The sequence below is a fragment of the Fontivita pretiosa genome (assembly GCF_050410795.1).
GTDB classification, from domain to species: domain Bacteria; phylum Planctomycetota; class Phycisphaerae; order Tepidisphaerales; family Tepidisphaeraceae; genus Fontivita; species Fontivita pretiosa.
This window is the reverse complement of record NZ_CP191258.1, coordinates 1850331-1872816: the sequence shown is the minus strand read 5'-3', so window position 1 is coordinate 1872816 and position 22486 is coordinate 1850331. Positions and strand designations below refer to the sequence as shown.

Annotated in this window: 16 protein-coding genes, 1 tRNA gene and 1 pseudogene; 13 read left to right on the top strand and 5 right to left on the bottom strand. The window is 63.8% G+C overall.

Annotated features, from left to right (window positions below; genetic code table 11):
* Positions 1-21 precede the first annotated feature (21 nt).
* Both ACQS5P_RS07670 and ACQS5P_RS07665 read right to left on the bottom strand, forming a co-directional pair.
* Positions 22-633, bottom strand: coding sequence for a hypothetical protein (locus ACQS5P_RS07670; protein ID WP_428940308.1), 612 nt, complete (start codon positions 631-633; stop codon positions 22-24).
* A 17-nt stretch (positions 634-650) separates the two neighbouring features.
* Positions 651-1253 carry a hypothetical protein gene (locus ACQS5P_RS07665; RefSeq protein ID WP_428940307.1) on the bottom strand — a complete coding sequence of 201 codons (603 nt, stop codon included), beginning with the start codon at positions 1251-1253 and terminating at the stop codon, positions 651-653.
* Between the two features lie 203 nt (positions 1254-1456).
* On the opposite strand from ACQS5P_RS07665, the gene ACQS5P_RS07660 reads away from it, so the two are divergent.
* From ACQS5P_RS07660 to atpG, 9 genes are all read left to right on the top strand, one after another.
* Complete coding sequence (locus tag ACQS5P_RS07660; RefSeq protein WP_428940306.1) at positions 1457-2527, top strand: hypothetical protein; 1071 nt, start codon at positions 1457-1459, stop codon at positions 2525-2527.
* A 66-nt stretch (positions 2528-2593) separates the two neighbouring features.
* Positions 2594-2986, top strand: coding sequence for a DUF1425 domain-containing protein (locus ACQS5P_RS07655; RefSeq protein ID WP_428940305.1), 393 nt, complete (start codon positions 2594-2596; stop codon positions 2984-2986).
* Positions 2987-3102: 116 nt separating this feature from the next.
* Positions 3103-3185: transfer RNA gene (locus ACQS5P_RS07650), tRNA-Tyr, on the top strand.
* Positions 3186-3434: 249 nt separating this feature from the next.
* Positions 3435-5942, top strand: a complete 2508-nt coding sequence (locus tag ACQS5P_RS07645) for an alpha-L-rhamnosidase N-terminal domain-containing protein (protein WP_428940304.1) — start codon at positions 3435-3437, stop codon at positions 5940-5942.
* A 167-nt stretch (positions 5943-6109) separates the two neighbouring features.
* Positions 6110-7168: a zinc-dependent alcohol dehydrogenase gene (locus ACQS5P_RS07640; protein ID WP_428940303.1), complete on the top strand. Its 1059-nt coding sequence runs from the start codon at positions 6110-6112 to the stop codon at positions 7166-7168.
* A 108-nt stretch (positions 7169-7276) separates the two neighbouring features.
* Positions 7277-8341: an Ldh family oxidoreductase gene (locus tag ACQS5P_RS07635; RefSeq protein ID WP_428940302.1), complete on the top strand. Its 1065-nt coding sequence runs from the start codon at positions 7277-7279 to the stop codon at positions 8339-8341.
* Positions 8342-8465: 124 nt separating this feature from the next.
* Entirely contained in the window at positions 8466-9545 is a 1080-nt protein-coding gene (locus tag ACQS5P_RS07630) for an Ldh family oxidoreductase (protein WP_428940301.1), read from the top strand.
* 151 nt (positions 9546-9696) lie between these two features.
* Entirely contained in the window at positions 9697-11019 is a 1323-nt protein-coding gene (locus ACQS5P_RS07625; protein WP_428940300.1) for a S8 family peptidase, read from the top strand.
* A gap of 92 nt (positions 11020-11111) precedes the next feature.
* Positions 11112-12089 (top strand): ATP synthase F1 subunit gamma, encoded by a 978-nt coding sequence (gene atpG / locus ACQS5P_RS07620; protein WP_428940299.1) that lies wholly within the window; start codon positions 11112-11114, stop codon positions 12087-12089.
* An 18-nt stretch (positions 12090-12107) separates the two neighbouring features.
* On the opposite strand, the gene ACQS5P_RS07615 is transcribed toward atpG, so the two are convergent.
* A complete protein-coding gene (locus ACQS5P_RS07615) occupies positions 12108-14117 on the bottom strand; it encodes an AI-2E family transporter (protein ID WP_428940298.1) in 2010 nt (669 codons plus the stop codon).
* A 205-nt stretch (positions 14118-14322) separates the two neighbouring features.
* On the opposite strand from ACQS5P_RS07615, the gene ACQS5P_RS07610 reads away from it, so the two are divergent.
* Both ACQS5P_RS07610 and tsaB read left to right on the top strand, forming a co-directional pair.
* On the top strand, positions 14323-14982 hold the full coding sequence (locus ACQS5P_RS07610) for a hypothetical protein (RefSeq protein WP_428940297.1): 660 nt from the start codon (positions 14323-14325) through the stop codon (positions 14980-14982).
* A 66-nt stretch (positions 14983-15048) separates the two neighbouring features.
* Positions 15049-15783 carry a tRNA (adenosine(37)-N6)-threonylcarbamoyltransferase complex dimerization subunit type 1 TsaB gene (tsaB, locus tag ACQS5P_RS07605; RefSeq protein ID WP_428940296.1) on the top strand — a complete coding sequence of 245 codons (735 nt, stop codon included), beginning with the start codon at positions 15049-15051 and terminating at the stop codon, positions 15781-15783.
* Between the two features lie 98 nt (positions 15784-15881).
* On the opposite strand, the gene ACQS5P_RS07600 is transcribed toward tsaB, so the two are convergent.
* Together ACQS5P_RS07600 and ACQS5P_RS07595 are read right to left on the bottom strand one after the other, a co-directional pair.
* Positions 15882-16844 carry a DUF4190 domain-containing protein gene (locus tag ACQS5P_RS07600; RefSeq protein ID WP_428940295.1) on the bottom strand — a complete coding sequence of 321 codons (963 nt, stop codon included), beginning with the start codon at positions 16842-16844 and terminating at the stop codon, positions 15882-15884.
* 378 nt (positions 16845-17222) lie between these two features.
* Positions 17223-19472: a PKD domain-containing protein gene (locus ACQS5P_RS07595; protein WP_428940294.1), complete on the bottom strand. Its 2250-nt coding sequence runs from the start codon at positions 19470-19472 to the stop codon at positions 17223-17225.
* Positions 19473-20522: 1050 nt separating this feature from the next.
* On the opposite strand from ACQS5P_RS07595, the gene ACQS5P_RS07590 reads away from it, so the two are divergent.
* Both ACQS5P_RS07590 and ACQS5P_RS07585 read left to right on the top strand, forming a co-directional pair.
* Positions 20523-21182, top strand: coding sequence for a hypothetical protein (locus ACQS5P_RS07590; protein ID WP_428940293.1), 660 nt, complete (start codon positions 20523-20525; stop codon positions 21180-21182).
* 79 nt (positions 21183-21261) lie between these two features.
* Positions 21262-22451: pseudogene (locus ACQS5P_RS07585) on the top strand (IS3 family transposase).
* Positions 22452-22486: the final 35 nt, after the last annotated feature.

Sequence of the window (22486 nt, the reverse complement as noted above, 5' to 3'; positions counted from 1 at the left end):
CCAATCGTGAGATTCCCGGCGTCAATCGAGAAACCCCTTCACCGCGATCTTCTTGACTTCGTACGATCCGGTCCACAGCACGGTGCGGTCGGCCAGGCTGCTCAGCTCGTACACGCACAGGTAGTAGGCGCTGCGACGTCTGGGGTCTTCATCGGTCAGGCTCCGGAACGTCGCGGTCAAGGCATATTCAGGACTGATCGCCTCGGGAGACGGACCCGGATCGATTCCCTCCAGTTCCCGATCGCGCAGCCGATAGTACGTGTCGCGGTTCATGACCCAGATAAACCGATCCGGCGCGTGTTTGGCCAGCAGCGCGCGCACGCGGGCGGTGAACGCCTCGGCCGGACCGCGCGGCAGCACCTCGGCAGTCATGGCGTTGACCACCGGCTGCACGACGATCTTCAGGGGACCGTGCTGGGCATACGCCCGCTGGACCTCCGGGTCGGCCGCAATCTTCATCGCCATGTCGTCGGTCATCTTCACCAGATCGACCGAGTCCAGCGCCGTGTTGTGCCCCGCCTCCAGCGCGTTCCTGCATCCAGCCAACAACAGGAGGATCAGACCACAGATGCTCGCCGATGAACGCAGATCGCTCACGCTGCGCCACCCGAGTCTGTGTTCATGTGCGTTCATCCGTCGTTCCTTGTCGTTCAGTTGTTCACCTTCACTTCATAGGCATTGGTCCAGATCTGCTGGCGGGTTCGCAGGTCGGTGAGGGTGAATTCGCACAGGAAGTAGCTGGTGCCGCGATTGGGCAGCTCCATGATTCTGCCGTACAGGGCAAAGTCGGGCTGGATGCCAGCCGGGCCGGGCGCGGGGCGAGCGCTGCCGCCCTGTCCGAAGCGATCGCCCATCGGCTGCTCCAGCTCGCGAGACTGAAGATCCCGCAGCTTGTCGCGATTCTCGATAAGCTGCACCCGCCCGCGGCCACGCTGCGCGAGATTCACCCGCAGTCGCTCCAGGAAGATGTCCAGATCCTGCCGGCGACTGGCTGTCAGGTTCTCCACCCGGTCCACCACAATCGTCCAGCGATCGCGGCTGGCGTTCAGCTCCGGCAGTGCCAGCAGATCCATCGCCATCTGATCGGAACTGGCCACCACGTCCTTGCTCTGAAGTCCCTTGTCACGGGGATCCAGCCGATCGACCGGCGGGCGCTCTTTTCCGTACTCGTGCGGACGGTCCGAATAACAACCCACTCCCACGCCCAGCAGCATCGTCGCCGCGAGGATTCGCTTCAGTGCCGTGTTCAACATGATTTCCGATCTCCTTGAGTTGGCATAGGTTATGATTGTCTCCGGCTTGACACAAGCCCGGTACGCTCTAGTCTCTAGACACGCGCATCGCCGGGACGCAAGGCGCAGGCAAGAGCAATCGGCCTGACACCAGTGGGCCACAATCCTTACCGGCGGCGGAGTGTCTGAACGGTTGCGTGAAGGCACGCACGGAGGATTCGCTTGTGAAACTCGCCCGATTCCTGAGCATCGCAACGTCCACCGGTTGGTTTATCGGCTGGATGGCACCGCTGGCCGTGAGCACGCTGCTGCCGGTTGTGGTGTTGGGCGTGCTGGCGGGCTGCCGCGACAACACCCCGCCGCCGCCGCAGGTGCCCGTTCCCACCAGCGACGATCGTCGCGCCGCGATGTACCAGCGGGACGAGCAGCAGGCCAAGCCTCTGCCGCCGCCGAGCTACGCCGATCCCTCGCACATTCCGCCTTTTGATGATGTGCCGCTGGTCAGCCAGCAGCCGCCCGAGCAGCATCATTTCGTGGATGCCTACCGCCGCGTCGGCTCGCCCCGGATCGTCGTGTTCGTCAACCGCACGCTCGAGGGCAACATCATCCCGGTCAATCCTGAGGATCCGCTGCTCAGCGTCGAGCACACCCGCCGCAGCTCGACCGGCGTGACGGTGGAGTCACGCCAAACCCACACCCGCCAGCGCGGCTGGCGCGACCGGACGCGCGAATACTCCGATCGTTACGAATCCAAAGGCCCCGGCGAATACCGTGAGACCACCGAAGTCTATCTGCACCCCGGGCAATACGACGAAGCGCAGGCCAGGGCGCTGGATTATCAGGCCATCGAGAACATCATGACCGACTGGCTGGCTGCCAACGGACAGGTCACGGTGATCTCTCCGATGATGGCCCGGCAGCGGCTGAGCGATCAGCAGGTCAAGGAGCTTCAGGAGGGTCGCCCGCAGGTGCTCAGCGAACTGGCCCAGCAGCTCAACGCGGATGTTCTGGTGCAGGTCCAGGCCCGCCCGACGCGCCAGACGCAACAGGGTCTGGAGGTTCGCATCGTGGCCGAGGCGCTGAACACCCGGGGCGGCGAATCGATCGGCCGGGCGGTGGTCGATGTGCCCCCGCCGCTGGAAAAAACGCAGATCAACGACTACACGCGCTATCTGGCCAGGAAGCTGATGTCGGACATGACCCAGTCCTGGACCTCGCCGCCACCCCAGCGTCTCCAGCCCCCGGCAGAACCGCAGGCGCCCGCGCCTACGGCGCCGCCAGCGACACAGCCCTGATCGCCGCGTCCAGCCTGACCATGCGATATTTCATGTTGTTGAGCACTTTTTGAGGAATACCCGAGTATGACACGACTTGTTCCGATCTCGATGCTGACGTTGCTTCTTGCAGGCTGTGGCGTTCGGGCTCCCATCGAGCCGCGCGCCGATCCCTACCTGCCCAAGCAGATCCACATGGACTCCCAGCGGCTTCGCAAGGATACCGCCGTCGGCACGCCCATCGTCGCCCGCGATCAGTCCGGGCTGCTGGTGGTGACCGTTCCGATTCGCTCGGCGATCAACAAGACGCTGTACGTCGATTACACCGTTACATTCTTTGATCGCAACGGCAACCCGATCGGCAACAAGCTGGGACCGTTCACCAAGACCCTGGACCCCAACACGCCCGACTCGATCACCGTCAACAGCACCAGCCCACAAGCCGCTGACTTCCAGATCAGCTTCCGGTACGCTCGCTGAACCGCGGGCAGCGGCTGCTGACCACCGGGTCGGGGCGCGGCCGAGCGTAGCCGAGGTTGAAATCTGCCAACGGCTTGGCAATACTTATATGAGTCGGCTGGGACACTCACCGGTTCGGGCGTGTACCGAAGTGGCCAAACGGGTCAGACTGTAAATCTGATGGCTTATGCCTTCGGAGGTTCGAATCCTCCCGCGCCCAGTAAGTTCGTGTCTATTAACGAATAACAGACGAAATGGCCCGATCGATTCGGGCCTTTTTGTTTGCCCCGCCAAGCCGTTCGCCGCCTCTGCCCACGCCGATCAATCCCGAGCACGACTGCTGCCTGCCGGCAGGCCGCCCTTGCGTGCACGGACGGCGACGGGCACACTTTGGCCTCTGGGGCGGAAAAGCAGACTCGGAATGTGGGCACCACACAGCACCCGCACCGCAGGGTAAGAGGCACAATCGATGAAAGACTGGTCGGCCTATTGGGTGTGGCAGCAGACGAGCGATCCCGCCAGCCCGAATACGTATGTGTACTTCCGTCGCAGTTGGCAGCAGCAGCAACCGGTGGATCGGGCACCGCTGCGCGTGTCGGCCGACACGTACTATCGCCTGTTCATCAATGGCAGGCTGGTCGGGTGGGGGCCGCCGATGAGCGAGCCGCGATGGCAGCGCTATGACGAGTATGACGCGGCGCCGTTTCTTCGCCCGGGCACTAACGTCATCGGGGCCATCGTCTATCACTACGGCAACGGCAGGTACAACCCCGAGGGCAACACGTTCTACTGGAGCCGTGGCGGGTTCATCTGCCAGCTCGATCTTCCCGGGCAGCGGATCCAGACGGACAGTTCCTGGCTGACGCGGCAGTCGCAGGCGTGGAAGAAGGACGTGCCCAAGATCGACCGGATGACCTACAGCGAATTTTTCGATGCCCGGCTCGATCCGCATGACTGGCTGGAGCCAGACTTCGTGCCCGGACCGGACTGGTCGCCGGCCGTGATCGTTCAACTTGATCCGCTGGTGGCGCAGTGGAACTGGAACCCCTCGCCGTCGGCGGTCATGCCGTGGATTCGTCTGGAGCCACGGGGCATTCCGCCGTTTCAGATTGTGCCGTTGCCCGAACCGACGCTGCTGTACAGCGGCGAGGTTCTGGAGCGCGCCGAGCCAAACCGTCCGGACGACCTGGCGATCCGCATGTCGCTGGAGCCACCGCTGCCGTCCAAATATACGCGCATCGAGCAGGTCGAGCCTGTGTCCGGCCAGGATGAGCATCGCCCGATGGTGCTGCATCCGATGAGCGATGATTACGACTACGACCATTTCCCAGGTATTCACGATCCATGCCTCGGCTACGACGCGGGGCGGATGCTCAACGGGCGCGTGCGGATCGATCTCACTGCCCCGGCAGGGACGATCGTGGATATCGGCTATGCGCAGATTCTGGTGGATGGACGCGTGCTGCCGTACCTGTCCAACCGCACACCGGTCGCTGATCAGTTCATCACCCGCCAGGGGCGGCAGATTCTCGAAACCTACAACTGGCGAGACTTCCGTTACTTTCAACTGACATTCCGGCGGAACAGCTCGCCACTGCGCATTCACAGCATCCGGGTCTTCGCCGAGCGATATCCCTTCCAGCCGCTGGGCCGGTTCGAATGCGATGATGAGATGCTGAACTGGACCTGGAAGGCCTGTGCCGACACCACCGAGCTGTGCATTCACGACCGCCTCATGGACAACCCCTTCCGTGAGCGGCGCGAATACGCCGGAGACCTGCTGGGGCTGGCGACTGGCGTCTACGCCGCCTTCGGTGAGCAGCAGATCATCGGCAAGTATCACGACGACATGCTCCATTCCTGGTTTACCTGGGGCATGTTTCCGCACACGGTCATGGGCAACCGCAACGAGGCGTTCAGCATCTACTCCGACTCGGCCCTGATCCTGATCCTGCACTTCTGGCAGCACTACGAGCTGTACGCAGATCTCTCGCGATTGCGCCAGTTCTATCCCAAGCTGGTCGAGTCGATTCGGCTGCTGGAGCTGTACGAGAACGAGCAGGGTCTGATCGGCCGCTCACCGTTTACGATGTTTGTCGATTGGGCGGATCTGGAGCGGCGCGGCTACCCGCTGATAGTGAATTGCCTGCACGTGGAGGCGCTGCGCGTGCTGGCGCGCATGGCCGAAGTGCTGGGGCATCGCGACGACGCGGCGGCCTTCCTGGCGCGATACGAGCAGCTCAAGCCCGTCATTCAGTCTGTCTACTGGAATCCGCAGCGCGGCGTTTACTGCGATGCTTTGATCGACGACCGCCTCTGCGAGCACACCAGCGAGCACGTCAATTTCCTGATGATGCTGTTCGGCCTGGCTGACCCTCAGCAGCAGCAGGCGATCCGGCGCGCAATCGGCGAGCCGGACATTCGCGTCGGGCAGGTCGAGCCATCGTTCATCTGGGCACTGGAAGGGCTGTTCAGAACCGGCCACGACCAGTGGGCCCTGGACATCCTCCGCCGCCGTTACCAGCGACTGCGACGCCAGGGGCTGACCACGATCGCCGAGCTGTGGAATCTGCTGGGCGAGCGGTACACCGGGCGGTGGCGTTCGCGCGACACGCGGTCGGCGGTGCAGGGCAGCGGGGTGACGGCGGCGTATCTGCTCAGCCGCTTTGTTCTGGGAGTGCATCCCCTGCGGCCCGGCTTTGCCCAGGTCCTGATTTGCCCGGCGCCGGGCGATCTGAAGCGGGCCAGCGGCGTCTGGCCCTCGCCTCACGGACCCATCGCCGTTGACTGGCAGCGCCAACGGGAAGATCGATTCCAGATCAGGATCCGACTGCCCGAGCAGGTTGAAGGCTTTTTCGCTGCGCCGCGGGCGGTCCACCACCTTAAGACATGGACGGTCAATGGTCGGCCCGCCGCCGCCGACGCCGCGGGTCGGCTGCCCATCCGTGGCGAAGTGGAGATTCACGGCACGGTGTGAGGCGCCGTGTGCCTGCGGGCGGTTGCAACGATTCGCGCCGCGGCGACGCCGTTTGCCTGCGGCGACGGTTTTTGCCAGAATGTTCCTTTGCGATGCCCGAAGATGATCGCACGGGCGTTCGTCCGGGCATCCGGGTGTGCCCACTCCTACCGAGGTGTCAAGCCAACATGCTCGCAGCAGTCCTCACCGACGTGAACAAAATCGAGCTCCAGGATATTCCAAAACCCGTTCCCTCGCCCACTCAGGTGCTTGTCAAAGTCCAGGCTTGCGGAATCTGCGCCACCGACCACAAGGCGGTGCGTGGCAAGCGAAAGGTGCACTTTCCCCGAATCCTCGGGCACGAGCCGGCGGGGATCATCGCCGAGGTCGGCTCGGCGGTGAAACACTTCAAGCCCGGCGATGAAGTCATCCTCTCGCCGCGCGGGTACTGCGGCGTATGCCCCAAATGCCGCATGAACCTGTTCCACTATTGCGAAACGACGTTTTCCACCGGCGGCGACGGCGGTGATCGGTTTCTGCCCGGCGGCTATCAGGAATACATGGTCACCGAACAGTTCAACGTCTTCAAAAAGCCCAAGTCTCTCTCGTGGAAAGCCGCCGCCGAGACCGAACCGCTGGCCGGTTCCTGGAAGGGTGTGATCGAATACTCGAACCTGCGCGTGGGCGAATCGGTGATCATCATCGGCACCGGAGGCATCGGGATGCTGTGTCTGATGGTCGCGCGGGCCGCCGGCGCCGGCAGGCTCATCGCCATCGACACCTCCGACTACGCGCTGAAGAACGCGCTGCGACTGGGCGCTACCCATGCCATCAATCCCCGCAAAGTCTCCAATGTCCGCGAGGCGGTCTACGACATCATCCCGGACGGCCCGGACCTGATCGTCGAAGCGGCAGGACCGATCGAGGCGGTGAACCTGATGTTCAGTCTCACTCGACGCGGCACGCGCGTGAATCTCTTTGGCATCACCACGCCGGAGAAGTTCTGCCTGGAAGGCGGTCCGACGCACTTCAACGAGATTCGTATGGATGCCTCATTCAGCGTCACCCCCATCGCCATGCAGAATGCGATTCGTTTGCAGGAGACCGGCCTGGTCAACACCGAGGAGATCATCACTCACGTATACCGGCTGGAGGACATTGAAAAGGCCATGGCGACGATGGACACGCACGAGCGCAACAAGGTGATGATCGTCCAGTACGACGATCCGCAGCTTATCAGAAACTAGCCGTCCACGGCGCCACCGAGTATGCAGACGCGGCATCGCCGTAGATCCATAGTTGCCGTTTGCGTGCTCGGTGGTCCGGTGGCGGATCGCATTTGATTGAATAACACCATGACAACAGCAAGTTCAGATTCGATCCGCGTTCGGCCGGAGGCGTTTTCCGCCTTCGCGGTCGCGGTATTTACAAAACTGGGTGTCCCGCAGTCAGTGGCGCAGCTTGCGGCCCGCTCCATGCTTGATGCTTCGCTGCTGGGCGTGGATACGCATGGCATCGAGTCGATGGAGATGTATGTGAATCATCTTCTTGGCGGAGGACTGAAGGCGGATCGCGAGCCGGTGCTGCTTGGCGGCTCAAAGGTCTTCGAGCGATGGGACATGCGATCCGGCTTTGGCCTGGCCAGCGCGCGCATTCTGATGCAGCACGCGATCCAGCGCGCCGGCGAGCACGGGCTGTACCTGGCGACGGTGCGGAACACCAATCATGTCGGCGCCTGCGGCGTGTACGGAAAAATCGCCGCCGATCAGGGGTATATTGGCATGATCTCGCAGCAGTCCTTCCCGTGCCTGGCGCCGTGGGGCGGGCGCGAGATTCGCCTGGGAAGCTCCCCCTTCGCCTTCGTCGCGCCGGTGCAGGGGATGTTCCCGTTCTATTTCGACTGCCACATGGCGATGATGACTCGGGCGCAGGTCAAGGCACATCGCCTGGCCAAAAAGCCGCTGCCTGAGGGAGTTGCCATGGACAAGGACGGCAACCCCACGACCGATCCGGAGGCCGCCTGGTTCGGGCAGCTCATGCCGATCGGCAAACACAAGGGTGTTGGCCTGGCGATGGTGTTCGAGATCCTCTCGGCCATACTTTCGGGCAACCGATTCTCCAACGACATTCCCAGCATCGTCAATGAACCGAACAAGTCTGCCGACAGCAGCTTCTTCATCATGGCGATCGATCCTGGGACGGTGGCCCCGCAAGGCGAGTTCGCCAGGCGCATGCGGGAATATGTTGAATATATAGAATCCTCACCACCGTTGGATCCGAACAATCCCCCGCGTTATCCCGGCCGACGCGAAGGACAACTGTGGGAACAGCGCAGCCGCGATGGAATACCGGTTTCGCCGGAGGGCAGGGCCAAGTTTGACGCCATCGTCCGGAAAGTGAACGTCAAGCCTCTGGTATGAGTCGCCGGACATCCAACGGTCGCCGCGCTGAATGCGGCGTGCGGGCGCGGCAACCTTAATCCCCCGGGTCTTCGACGGCTCGGACAACTGCAAAATAGATCCACACGCCGCGGACTGAGTGCCTATGTCCGCCTCAACAGCCAAAAGAGTCTGGGCAAAGTCCCTTACCGATTTCTGTGTCAAAGCTCTGAAGAAGGTGGGCGTCAGCGACGCCGATGCGCAGGTCACTGTTGATGCGCTGGTGATGACCGACCTGTGGGGCGTTCACACGCACGGGGTGAAACTGCTGCCGGGTTACATCAGGCGGCTGCGCGCCGGCGGGATCCGCACCGACAACCCGCCCAAGGTTGCCCGCGAAGGACCCGGATGGGTCATCGTCGATGGCGGCTCGTCGCTGGGACAGGTCGTCTCGAAGTTCGCGATGGAACGGGCGATCGAAAAGGCGCGGCACAGCGGCGTGGCCTATGCCGGGTGCTTCAACAGTTGCCACTTCGGCGCCGCCGGATACTGGGCGTGGCTGGCGGCCAGGCAGAAGATGATCGGGCTTTCGATGGCCAACGATGTGCCGACCGTCGTAGCGCCCGGATCGCGACGGGCGGTGCTGGGCAGCAACCCGCTGGCGTTTGCAATTCCCGCCGGCAGTGCCGATCCGATCATGCTGGACATCTCGACCGGCGCCGTGGCGGGCGGAAAAATCTACGCCGCCCAGAAGCTCGGTAAGCCGATCCCCGATAACTGGATTGTCGGCCCCAATGGTCTGCCCACCACCGACCTGCACCTGTTCCCTGACAAGGCAGCGCTGCTGCCGATGGCCGGGCACAAGGGCTACGGCCTGGCGCTGCTCATCGAGGTGCTCAGCGGCGCGCTGACCGGGGCCGCCATGACCTGGGGCGTACGCGCCTGGATGAAAAGCGATCCGTCGCTGCCAACGCTGCACGGCGCGGCGTTTTTGGCGATTGACGTATCGGCCATGAGTCCCTACCAGCAGTTCGCCGACCGCATCGACGCCCTGGTGCGCGAGATCCATGAAGCGCCCAAGGCAGAAGGCACTGACAGGATCTACCTGCCCGGCGAGATCGAGTGGGAAAAGTACAGAAACGCCACGCAACAGGGCATCGAGCTTCCCGAGGACGTGAGGATGACGCTCCAGGAGATGGCTGAGTCGCTGGGACTGGACTTGCGCGAGCTGGACTCGACCGGCTGAGCATGTCGATCGTGTTGCTCTTTGAAGATGCGGCAAAACGTTCTTCGCGCAGTGCGAAAAGTTGCCGGGGTTGAAAAATCTCTGCGACTGACGGCAACCCTTCCTGTGTCACTATTGGCCACCGTGCCGACTGTTGGCAGGAGGACTCGCCGTGAACCGCTTTTCAACTCTCAGCCACCGACGCCTGCAACTGCTGGAGCATCTGGAGTCGCGCACGCTGCTGGCGGGGTCGAATGACCCGCTGCTGGCATCGCAGTACGCGCTGCGTCAGGCCGCCGTCACCGACGCCTGGGATCGGACCCGCGGCAGCGCCGCAGTGGTCGTCGCAGATTTGGATTCCGGCGCCGACTACACCCATCAGGACCTGTACGCCAACATCTGGATCAACCAGGCGGAAATCCCTGCGCCCTTGAAGGGCAGGCTTCGCGATGTGGACCGCGACGGGGTGATCAGCTTCTACGACCTCAACTCGCGATTCAACTCACGATACGTAAGGGATCTCAACCACAATGGCTACATCGACGCGGGCGATCTGCTGACCTCGACGAAACGAGGCGGTTGGGAAGACGGGGTCAACGGACAGAGCAACGTCAACGACCGCTACATCGACGACATCATCGGATGGGATTTTGCCGAGGGCGACAACGATCCACTGGATAACGGGCAGGCCAACGGCGGCCACGGCACGCACACCGCCGGGATTCTGGGGGCGATGGGCAACAACGGCGTGGGAATCAGCGGGGTGATGCAGAAGGCCGCGATCATGCTGGTGCGGATCTTCGACGACGCGGGCGGCTCGGTCGGGGCCGAGCTTCTGGCCCGGGCGATCCGCTACGCCGCCGACGCCGGTGCTCGCGTCGCCAATGCCAGTTGGGGCGGCAACTATGGTCGCCAGGGCGATGTCCTCTACCACGCCATCGCCTACGCCGGCTCAAAGGGTCAGCTCTTCGTCACCGCCGCCGGAAACGACTCACGGAATACCGACTCCATCTTCGTCAACACGTTCCCGGCGGAATACGAGCTCGACAACATCATCGTGGTTGGTGCCACCGACCAGTCCGGCTCGATGGCCTACTACTCCAACTTCGGATCGGCCACGGTGGACCTGTTCGCCCCCGGCAGCAATATTCTCAGCACCGTGCCCGGCAACGGCTACGCGATGATGAGCGGCACGTCGATGGCTACGCCCATGGTCAGCGGCGCCGCCGCCCTTATGCTTTCGGCCAACCCCGAGCTCAGCGTCGCGCAGGTCAAGTTGCGTCTGCTTGCGGGGGCCGATCAGAGCGTGGCATTGAACGGTCGGGCGGTTTCCGACGGCGAGCTTAACGTGAGCAACGCCGTGATCGCCCGCCGCGGCCAGCAGTTGCCCGACACCGCCACAGATGTGCCCGGCATCCGATACATCGTCCTGCTGCCGCCCCGATACATCCTGCTGGTGCCGATGAGCGGCGATCCGCTGGCCTGGATCGTGTAACGGCCTCGTCGGTGCTTGCTCGCCGAGGCCAGGCTGACGCCCCGCCGGGCGGAGCTTGATTCCCGTGCCCGGGATGTTTCTAATCCCCCGCCATGGCAAAGGCACGGGCGATTGTGAAGCGGCGGAAGGCGGTCCGCAACATCCGCAAGATCACCAAGACGATGCAGATGATCGCGACGGCGAAGTTTCAGAAATCGCTGAAGCGCGCCGTCGGGACCAAACCCTACACGATGAAGGTTCGCGAGCTGGTCCGCGAGCTGGCCGCCAGCGTCGGCAATGTCGAGCATCCGCTGCTGCGACGCCCCACCCCTCAGACACGCACCGGCGTGATCGCGCTGGTGGTCATCACCAGCAACCGCGGACTGGCCGGGGCGTACAACGGCAACGTCCTGCGCCGCGCCCTCAGCTTCATGCACGAGGCCGAAGCCCAGGGCAACCGTGTGGAGCTTTATGTCGTCGGCAAGAAGGGAATCAACTACTTCAACTATCAGAAACGCCCGATGGCCTTCCGTTGCGAGGCCAGGGATGTCCCCACCTACGCCGACGCGGATCGCGTGCTTCAGCCGCTGCTCAAGCGTTTCACCGACGAACAGGTGGACGCGGTACACGTGGCCTACATGAACTTCATCAGCACCGGGGTGCAGCGACCGGACGTGCTGACGCTGTTGCCGCTGGCAGGCGTGCAGGAGGCGACAGAACACATCGCCCGGCAGGTCGCGGAGAAGGAAGCTCAGGCGCAGGCCGGCGCCATGGCCATGCAGCCCGGGGAAGCGCAGGTCTACCCCGAAGCACACGGGCTGCACGCCGAAGTCATCTATGACTTCAGTCCGTCGGCGCGCGAGCTGCTGGACGAGCTGCTTCCATTGACGGTCAAGACCGCGTTCTTCCAGACGTTCCTCGACGCCACCACCAGCGAGCACGTGGCGAGAATGGTCGCGATGAAGAGCGCCACCGACAACGCCGACAAGATGGCCAGGGCCCTGACGCTGCAATACAACCGCGCCCGCCAGAGCCAGATCACCACCGAGCTGTCGGAGATCATGGGCGGCGTGGAAGCGATGAAGGGATGAGCGGCCGCCGCGTTGGGCCTATGTCTGTACCTGCCGCACGGCCAGCGGCTGCGCCAGCTCGCTGATTCGCTCCAGCGCCTCCTGGAGCGTTACCGCGATCGTCACTTGCCCCGCGCACGCGATGCGCTGTCGCACCTTCTCCGATTTCGTCTTGACGGTCCACAGCCCCACAACCTTGCGAAGCTGCGGGAATCGCTCGTGCAGCCGCTTGCACAGATACCTGGCATGCGTGACGGCGGCGGGGGGAAGGGCCGATACGCACACAAGCTGCCCCTGGTGCTTCTCGATCTCGGCGAGCATTTCGCTGGCCAGCGCGTTGTGTGAGATGTTGATGGCGCAATACCCTCGCAGCTCCAGCAGCCGCGTGAGCATCGAGCCGGCGATTTCATCGGCCTGGTCGTGGGCCGGAAGCGTCACGACGTTGACAGGACAGTCGCCGGGCAGGCTGGGGCGGTTCGGCGTCGAAGCGGTTTTGCCCTTGTCGGAAGAATCAGTGGCGGCCAGCGGCTGGTTGCGCGCGACGCGCAGCGTCTGATCCGCCGCCCGGCGAGCGACCCGCGCCAGCTCCAGCTCATGCAGCTCATCGATGATGTCGCGCAGGGCATCGCGGATGAACAGCCCACGGCGATCGTCGAGCTGGTCGGCGTGGCGATCCTGCTCCGCCATCGCCAGCGCCGGCAGCAGCACCTGATCGTACACGGCCTCCAGCGAGGAGCTTTCCAACTGTTCCTCGGCCACGTCGGCGGCTTCCTCGGCGTCCATGGCCAGCAGTCGCTGATAGATGCGTTCGGCGGGGCTGAGCACGGGCTGATCGCCCAGGAGGATGTCGAAGAAGCGAAACTGCGGCACGTATTTGCCGACGACGACAATGCAGACGGTCAGCGGAGTAGACAGCAGCAGTCCGATCGGTCCCCACAGCCAGGTCCAGAACACCGCCGCCACCAGCACCGCCACTGCCGACATGCCCGTGCTGCTGCCGTACAGCCAGGGTTCCATGAAGTTGTTGCTCAGCAGCTCGACGATGATGAACATGCCGGCCACGGCGAAGAAGACCGAGTAGCCCGGATAGACCGCCAGCGAGAGAATCAGCGGAAACGCCGCCGCGATCCATGGCCCGATATAGGGAATGAACCGCAACAGCGCGCACAAAAGCCCCCAGAGCACGAAGCTGGGGAACCAGCCGTCGGCCAGCGTGACGCCAATCAGCCACAGCCCCAGCGAGATCGCCGCCCCGTAACTGCCATTGACGATTGCCTGGGCCACGAGGTATCGGCTGATGCGTGTGGCGGCGTCGTCGAGCGCCTGGGTGGTGATGTTGAGCTGTCCCTCGCCGACGAGTCGAATGATACGATCGCGCAGGTCCTCGCGTCCGATGAGCATGAAGATGACGAAGACGATGACGATGCCCGCGGTTCCCAGTGGTCCCAGCAGCGTGCCCAGGTAGGTTCCCAGCACATCGATAGGGGAGGGCGGTTCGGGTACGACGCGCACGGGAAGGGGCTGGGTGCTGGGGGCCGAGGGTTGCGTCGCCGGCTGCGCGAGTTGGCGGGGGGGGAGCATGCTGGCGGCGATTTGCGTCGCCGCAGTCGTCGGCTGGGGGCTTTGCTGCGTGGTGGTGGCCGGCTGCGTGGCGGAGCCGGCGACGGCCTGCCTGACCTCCTCGATCGCCGCGGCGGCGCGATCGACGGTTCCCGATCCGCTGCCGCGCAGATCGCGAACCTTGTGTACGATGTTGTCCTTGTAATCCGGCAGCTTCTCAGCCAGATCCTGAACCTGGAGCAGCACGATCCATCCCAGGACCAGCACGACGCACAGCAGGGAGGCAACGACGAGGAGGACCGCCGCGGCGCGGGGCAGGCCAAGGTGCTGAAGTCGGATGACCAGCGGCGCCAGCAGGAACGTCAGCAGCACCGCCATCGCCAGCGGGACCATCACCTCGCGGGTCCAGTACAGGGCCGCCACGAGGATGCACAGCGCCGCGAGCACGACGAACCGCGATGGCTGGGGGCGAGTCTGGGAACGCGGCATGGTGGTGGTAGAGGCTGATGCTACCTGAGCGGACCCCGGCCCACAGCGCGGAAAATGTTCCGATGGTAACGGGTAAAGTGCCTGTGACGATCAAACCGCTGTTTCACCCTTCCGATTGCGGGGCACGTCAGTTGTCTTTGTCCACTGTGGCAATCAGAACCGACGAACTGGCCGATAGACCTTCACGGGCGGAGAACTTGTCGTTATGCGGATTTCTCGAAGACATCGCAGTTTGGGTTTTGGATTGGGGTTTGTGCTGGGGCTGCTGCTGGCCGGGCCGACCGCGCTCGGTGAGCCCGCCGCCACGCCCGCGGGCTGGTCCGATCAGCTCGCGCTGCTGGCCCGTACGCTGGTCAGCGACAGCGATGATCCGGGCGCCGATGCCGAACGGCTGGCCTGGCTGATGTCTCCGGACTTGACTGTTCGACAGATGGGCTCCAGCGGAAACGAGTCGGTCGCTCGACTGCGACAGCTCACCGTCGGACTGATGCCGATCGCCACACGCGCTTACACCTGGCCGGCGACGAGCATCGCCACCGACTTGGCTCAGGATCTTGGCAAGTGCGATTCGCTGCCGCAGGCGATCCGCGGACAGTTCTGTCCCCGCGACGATGCCCAGGCCAGACGCTTCAACCACGTCGCCTCGCAATGGATGGCCAACGTGCTTCAGCCGCAACCCGGGCAACTGGTGGGCGTGATTGTCCTGTGGGAGCCGCTGCCTCCGATCACCACCACTCTGCTGCTGGGAACGACGCCCGAACCCAAGCAACCACTGTTCGTGATGGTCAAGGCCATTGCCGCCGAAGATGGCACCTTCCGCATTACCCATCTGGTCTATGGCGATGTGCGGCAGGCCTTGAGCTGACATCGCCGCGCGCAGTCAATCGATGCAACGCTTCTGAACTTTTGCGGCTCAGGCTATGCTCGTGGCATGCCCCGCGCCCTGGCGATTGAAACCTCCGGACGCATCGGCTCGGTTGCGACCGTTGTGACCGACGCGCAACTGACCCGCGTGCTTGCTGAAGAACAGTTCCCTCACGGCCTGGTGCATGCGGCCCAGATCATCCCCATTATCGATCGACTCTGCCGGGCGCAGGGCTGGTCGCCGACGGATATCGAACAGCTTTATATCTCGGCAGGTCCCGGATCATTCACCGGACTTCGCATCGGGATCACCCTGGCCAAGACGATGGCGCTGGCGACGGGGGTGAAGCTGGTGGCGGTGCCCACGGTGCGGGTTCTGGCGGAGAACGCGCCGCCGGAAGCGCGACATCTGATCATCGTCCTGGATGCCAAGCGAGATCAGATCTTCACCGCCCGGTTCGAAAAGGCGGGTGCGGAGCCGGCGGCTGAAGGACTCGGGAATTGGATCGAGCGTGAGCCGGCGCACCTGGACGATCTGACGTCGATGCTGGCGCGCTCCCCCCGACCGGTGCATCTGCTTGGCGAAGGAATCCCGTATCATCAAAAGTGGATCCCCAAGGATGATCCGGGCGTGATCGTCACCCCGCCGGATGGCTGGCGTGCCCGCGCCTCCGCCGTGGCCATGCTCGGCGCCGAGATGGCTCGTCGCGGACAGTTCGCTGATCCGTGGACCCTTACGCCGATCTACATCCGCCGTCCCGAGGCCGAAGAAAAGCTGCTGGCGGCAGAACGCAAACAGTGACCAATCCTCAAGCACTCGTGAGCACACAGCGCCTGCCGCCCGATGCTCATGCGCGCCTGCCGGTTGCATACCGGTCAATCATTGGCCACTCTTCCGCGCTACGTCAGCAGATAGGCCCACAGCATCAGCAGCGTGCCGATACCGCCGCAGATCATGCCGGCAATGGCCATGCCCTTGCCTGCGGCTTGCTGACCTGAAGTGGTGACCTGGTTATACCCGATGGCGCCGAGGATGATGGCCAGGATCGGCGGCACGATCGCGCAGAACATCGGGATGCCAATGATCCCCAGCACCAGCGACGCCACGCAGAAGCTGTTGCTGGCGCCGGCCGCCTCCACCGTGGTACCTTCCATCGTGAATGGCATGCCGCAGCTCTTGCAGTTGTTGGCGGTGACGGAGCTGAGCGAGCGGCAGCGAGGACACTCGATCGCCTGGCTGCCGTCGGTCAGGCGAACGATTTTGGGGGCGCGGTCTCCGGCGGCGGCGTAGGCGTGAACCGGGTGAGGGTCCTGTTTGATGATCTGGCGCGTCACCGGGTCGATCAGCCGACCATACTTGTCGAGAATCGGAATCGTGATCGTGTTGCCACAGGTGGGACACACGCCTTCCTGCGCTGCGACGGCTTCGGTGGCCTCCAGACGCGACGAACAGTACACGCAGTTGAAGCCGTAGCGTCTGTCCGGCGAGCCGGGGACGCGTCCGGCAAGCAGCGACGCCGGAACCGTGACCCGTCGCGGCAGCGGCGGGCTGTCCTGCGGAGGCGCGGAGTCGGACGCAACCGACGGAACCGCGCGCGTCGGAGTCGCGTAATTGGTCGTACGAGTGCTGGCCGCCGCCGACGGGTTGGGCGATTCGGCCTGCGGCGAGCGCTGGCGCTGCTGATGTGTGGGTGCATGCGGCACCAGCAGCGCCGTCTTACACACCGGGCAACGCACCAGCGTCCCCACCTGTGCCTCATCCGCCTGAAGCGGACTTTGACACACCTGGCATGGAAAAGTCATCAGGCCCATCGGGGTCTCATCGACGGACATGATCGTAAGCCCGGCAAGCCGCGGTGTCACGACGATACGGATGCTTCACCGCCCGCCTGTATCACAGGCGGCCAGCCTGTCGCTTATACACCTCTCAGACCACCCGCGTTTCTCGCTCAGACTTCCAGGTGCGTGCGATGAAAGCCCAGACGAATCAACTGTGGCATGGCCGTCCCGGCCATGCAGGGTGCGCTCGAGTTCGAAAGTCTGATCTCCGTGCTCTTCATCACTTCATGCCGCTGGGCACGGGCGAGACGCCCGTGACACGGAAAGGCGTTGCCGGAATTTCGTGGCAGGCTCAGGCGATTGCCCGCACTGCCGACCCAAGGCGCCGGCGTAGCGTGGGTCGGGCGATTGCCGAAGGATGGGCTCGCCCGCAGCCGCTGGACTTCGCCAGGAGAAATGCCCTCACTTCCTGGCCGCCCTTGGCGTCTTGAGCACGTGAACCTTGTCGTTTTCGCCCGTGAACAGCATGTCGCGTCCCGGTGTGGCGAAGAAGTGATCGCGCGCCATGTCGTCCACCACCGCCGACGGCTCCAAAAGCCTGGAGATTCGATCGCGCAGACTCAATCCGTGGTTGGTCCAATTCGCCAGGATCGATCGCAGCGTCGCCGGATCGGCTTGGAAGCTCAGTTCGCCGCCGACCAGCAGGTCATCCCCAAGGACGCTGTGCAGGTCATCTTTGCCCAGACCGCCGACGATCAGGTCGCTGCCTGCCGCGCCGAACAGGTGGTCGTTCCCATCCCCGCCGACGAGGATGTCGCTCAGTCGGGATCCAATGAGCAGGTCATGCCCCTTGCCGCCGAACAGCTCGACCGGCACCTGCGCGCGGCGGGCGTGCAGAGTGTCGTTGCCGTCTTCGCCGTAGGCGAGGATGCGGCTGACGTTGGCAAAGCAACCAAGCCGTTTTCCGTTGAGCCGCACTTCGATGACCGATCCTTTGCGGCCGAGGAACCTGACATGATCCGATTGGTGCGTGCCGGTGAACCGCAGGATCTTCATGCCCGGATGCTCAGGATCATCCAGCAAGACAACCGATCCTGGTTGCGGTTGCGGGTCGGGTTCGGGCTGAGGTTGTGGCTGGGGCGGGGCGAGCACCGTCACGCTGGCGGTGGCGATGTGAGTCGCGCCCTGGTTGTCGGTCACGCGCAGCGCCACCGTGCGGGTGCTGGGGGCCAGCAGCCCGGCCGTCGAAAAGCTCACGGTCACGCCCGTTGCATCCGTGTCGAACAGGCTGCCGTCGTAATCCAAGTCCCATTCGTAGGCGACGATCGCGCCGTCCGGATCGCTGGAGGCCGAGCCGTCGAGTGTCACGCTCTGGCCGGCGGTCACGACGTATCCGGATCCGGCATTGGCCTGGGGAGCGGCGTTGCCCAGCAGGCGCGTGACCGCGAAGTCGAAATCCCCTGCCGAGTCCATCGTGAAGCCCGCGACGACAATCCGCGCGGCCTGATCCACGGCGACGGCGTTGGCCACGTCCCCGGCGCCGAACGACAGCATGACCAGGCCGTTGGTTCCGAAGCCGGTATCGACCGCGCCGTCGGGACTGAACCTCGTCACCCCGAAGCAGCTCGTGCCATTGACGCTCGCCAGGCCCGCCACGACGATCCTGCCGTCGGCCTGGAGCGTTGCGGAGGTGGCCTGATCGAATTCGCCAGCGAAGTCTGCCAGCACGCGCCCCGAATTGCCGAAGGACGAATCGATCGTCCCGTCGCTCAGCAGTCTCGCCAGGGCAAAGTCGGATGTGCCGCTGGTGCTGTCGCTGTTGTCGCCGGCCAGGATGATCCGCCCATCGGATAGCACCAGCAGGGAGCTGGCCGTCTCCAGGTCGCCGCCCATGTCGATCCGCGCCCATCCGGCGGCGCCGAAGCCGCTGTCCAGCACCCCAGTGACCGAGTAACGCATCGCCACCCAGTCCTGCGCGGAGGTGGAGAAATCCAGCACGTTTCCGGCGACGAGAACCGAGCCGTCACTCAGCACCGTGACACTGTTGGCCCGCGCCGTGCCGGGGATGAACAGGGTCGAGACCTTGCCGCCGGAGCCGAAGCTGGTGTCGAGCACGCCGCCGCTGGTGTATCGCGCCAGGGCGACGCGCGTGCGGCCGCTCACGGTCGCAGAGCCGGCAACCACGATCTTCCCATCGGCCGTCAGTGCCACCGATTTGGCCTGATCCGTGCCGAGGGAGAAGTCCGTGAAGACCTTCCCGCTGCCGCCGGTGCCGAAGCTCGTGTCCAGCGTGCCGTCGGCGTTGTAGCGCACCAGAGCAAAGTCGCTGAGCGTGCTGGATCGCCGCGTTTCCCCCGCCACGAGGATCTTTCCATCGGGTTGAATGACGATCGCATTGGCCGAATCCGAAGTCGAGCCAAGATCGGTGCTGACAAGCCCGCCGGCGCCGAACGTGCTGTCGGGCGTGCCGTCGGGGTTGAAACGCAGCAGCGCGAAGTCGTTGCCGGTCGTTGAAGAAACCCGCGCCCGGCCAGCCACCAGAACCTTTCCGTCGCTCTGTACCGCGACGGCGAAGGCGAAATCGTCCCCACCCAGAATATCCCGGATGACCTGCCCGCCCGCGAACGCCGGATCCACATCCCCGGCGGCCAGGAGCAGTCGAGACTCCAGGTTCTCCAACGATCGCGATGAACTGGTTCTTACGGCACACATGGTGCGTGCTCCTTCGCTGCATGAGCGCAACGGCCGCGCGCGACGCGCACGCACCCTTCCGAAACATCTTCGAGGCAGAAGCGAGTATACGATTCATTGCCGAATGACCTGGTGTGAAGGTATTCGTGCGATGCCGGTTGGGCGAACGAATCTGAGCCGCCACCGCGCGTAATAACCGGCACCGGCAATACAGGAGCCACGTCTTGAAGCGCGGCCGCAGCAGATCTGTAGTCTTCATTAGTCATCTGTAGTTGTCCGAGCATCCATCCGACACGATGGCTTGGCCCCGGCGGGTAAGCACGAGGCACTCGAACATCCGCGTCATGCGACTGCTCCGACTCGTCCCATCGCTGCACACGCCGAGCAGGCGCGGACAACGCCCCCGCATGAAGATCGAGTGGCCGGGCGCGCCGAAAAAGGGGCGGCGGCGCAGTGGCTGGGAGTTCTCGGCCGAGTTTCCTTGACTTGCGCGCCGGCCGCGCGGTAACTACGCTTCCGCATTGTCCGCACCGGCGGGCGGCTGCGGGCAGGCAGGCTCTTCTTACAAAGGTGGGCAGGGTTATGACGCCGCGATCCTGGCTGAGCGCGTTGTGGAATCGGCTTGCCTGCGGCATCCGCAGTGGTGCTCCGCGGCCTCGGGGGTAGCGCGCTGTGAGATGCAGGAAGTCAAGTTGCACCTTGATGCACCGATCGCCGTCTTCAACGAGTGCCTCTGCAAAAACCTCCCCCATCGGTACGTGTTCGACTTCGATCAGCGCGCGAGGTGAAAAAGGGGTCGGGAGCATTTTTCGCGGTCCGGAAAATACTCCCGACCCCTTAAAATCCTCTACCTGGAATCCGCAGACTGGACAGGTACTGGAAGGCCCATCGGTCATTTGTGGCAGGTTCTTACGGACAAGAAGGGCATCGATGCTGTAGCGCGTCCCCCTCGTGCGGCGATTGACTGGGGTCCACGCGGCTTAGACCACACAAACGACTGGTCACCGATCTCGAAGGGCAGAGGCATCGCAGAGGATGCTGACGTGCAGAAGCTGGTCTTGGAGAGTCTCAATGACGCCGAACAAGCCTTCGTTCCATGACCAGCCCTCGCTGCCCTACGAGCGTTGCCCGAAGGTCTCACTTCGGCGCCGAATCTGTCGCGCTGTATGTGCTGTTGTGCTCGTCGCCTTGGTGGCACTGTGCCCCTGTTCGCAACTTCTGTTTGTCTTCGCATTCCAAGATGCGAATTGGCGTTGGAACAACACTGTCGTCAGGTTCACGAGCGCTTTGGTGCTCGAACGGTTAGGAATGCACTTTAGCGTTGGCATCCACAGCGCGACGAATCCTGACGAAGGGACGGTGATCAACACGTTGAAGACAAGCCGCTTGAAGCCGTTCACGATCGGTATCGGCCACTTCCTATTCCGCAGCCCAATCCCTGGATTTGGGCCACATCCTAATATCAAGATAGTCATCGGCTATCATTTCGATCAGCCGCCGATCCTTGATGCCGCAGCGTTGGGTTGGCGCTTGAAGCTGGACTCTATTACGGATGCCAACACTCGAACTTCGTGGGTAACTCGAGATCGCAGCGTAGAAGCTGTCGTTCCGAGCTGGTTTCTTGCACTGCTGTCGATCAGTAGTGCAGTCGTCCTGTGGCGAAAGGTGCGGCAATGGAGGCACGAGCAGTCTCCGAAGGTCGCGCGCGAAGCCACGGAAAAGGGGCCATGACTTGCTCTGACCTGCTCCCCAAGAGCTGATCCACCCGCTATGAGAGTCTATCAGCCCGGAATGGGCAAGGAGATTCTCGATGAGTTCAGTTCGCAGGAAGCGGCGTACGCCGGAGCAGATCATCGCGCAGCTGCGGGAGGCGGATCGGATGTTGTCGGCGGGGCAGACGGTCGGCCAGGTCTGTCAGAAGCTGTCGATCAGCGAGCAGACCTGCCACCGCTGGCGGAACCAGTACGGGGGGATGAAGGCCGATGCGATGAAGCGTCTGAAGAAGCTGGAGGAGGAGAACCGGCGGCTGAGGAAGGCGGTGGCGGAGCTGACGCTGGACAAGCAGATCCTCAAGGAGGCCAACGAGTTCCTGGGAAACGGGTGAGCCCGGCGTGTCGCCGCGCGTGCATTGGGCACGTGCAGAAGCGGTTGGCGGTTTCGCAGCGTCGGGCGTGCCGGGTGAGCGATCAGCCGCGTTCAACGCAGCGGTATCGGCCGCGGCCGCGAGAGGGCGAGCGTGAGCTGGTGAAGCGGATGCTGGAGCTGGTGGGGGGCATCCGCGGTTCGGATATCGGCGGATCTGGGCGTTGCTCCGGGCGCACGGATTCAGAGTGAACCGCAGGCGGGTGCATCGGCTGTGGAAGCAGAACGGGCTGAAAGTGCCTGCAAAACAGCGCAAGAAGCGTCGCCCGGGAACCAGCGACAACGGGATCGTGCGGCAACGGGCCGTGCACCGGGATCACGTGTGGGCATGGGACTTCCTCCATGACCGGAGGGAGGATGGGGGGACATGGAAGTGGCTGAGCGTGGTGGATGAGTATACGCGTGAGTGCCTGGCGTTGGAGGCGCGGCGGTCGTTCAGGAGCGTGGACGTGATCGACGTGCTGCGTGAGCTCGTGCTGATCCGGGGGATGCCGATGCACCTGCGCAGCGACAACGGCCCGCAGTTCATCGCGCGGGCGATCCGCCGCTGGCTGGAGCAGGCGAACGTGAAGAGGTTGTACATCGAGCCGGGCAGGAGCGTGGGAGAACGGCTACGCCGAGAGCTTCCACGGGCGGCTGCGCGATGAGCTGCTGGATGCGGAGCTGTTCACCTGTCTGGCCGAGGCGAAGATGTTGAGCGAGCAGAGGCGGCTGGAGTACAACCGCCGGCGGCCGCATTCGAGCCTGGGTTACGTGACCCCGGCGGCGTTCGCCGCTTCGCTCGCCCAGGCTCCGGTCGGGGCTGCGCCCCTCCCTGCGCCTGGGCGAGCGAAACGGAAACAGGTCATACTCTCATAACGGGTAGTACAAAAACTGGGGGCAGGTCATTGGCA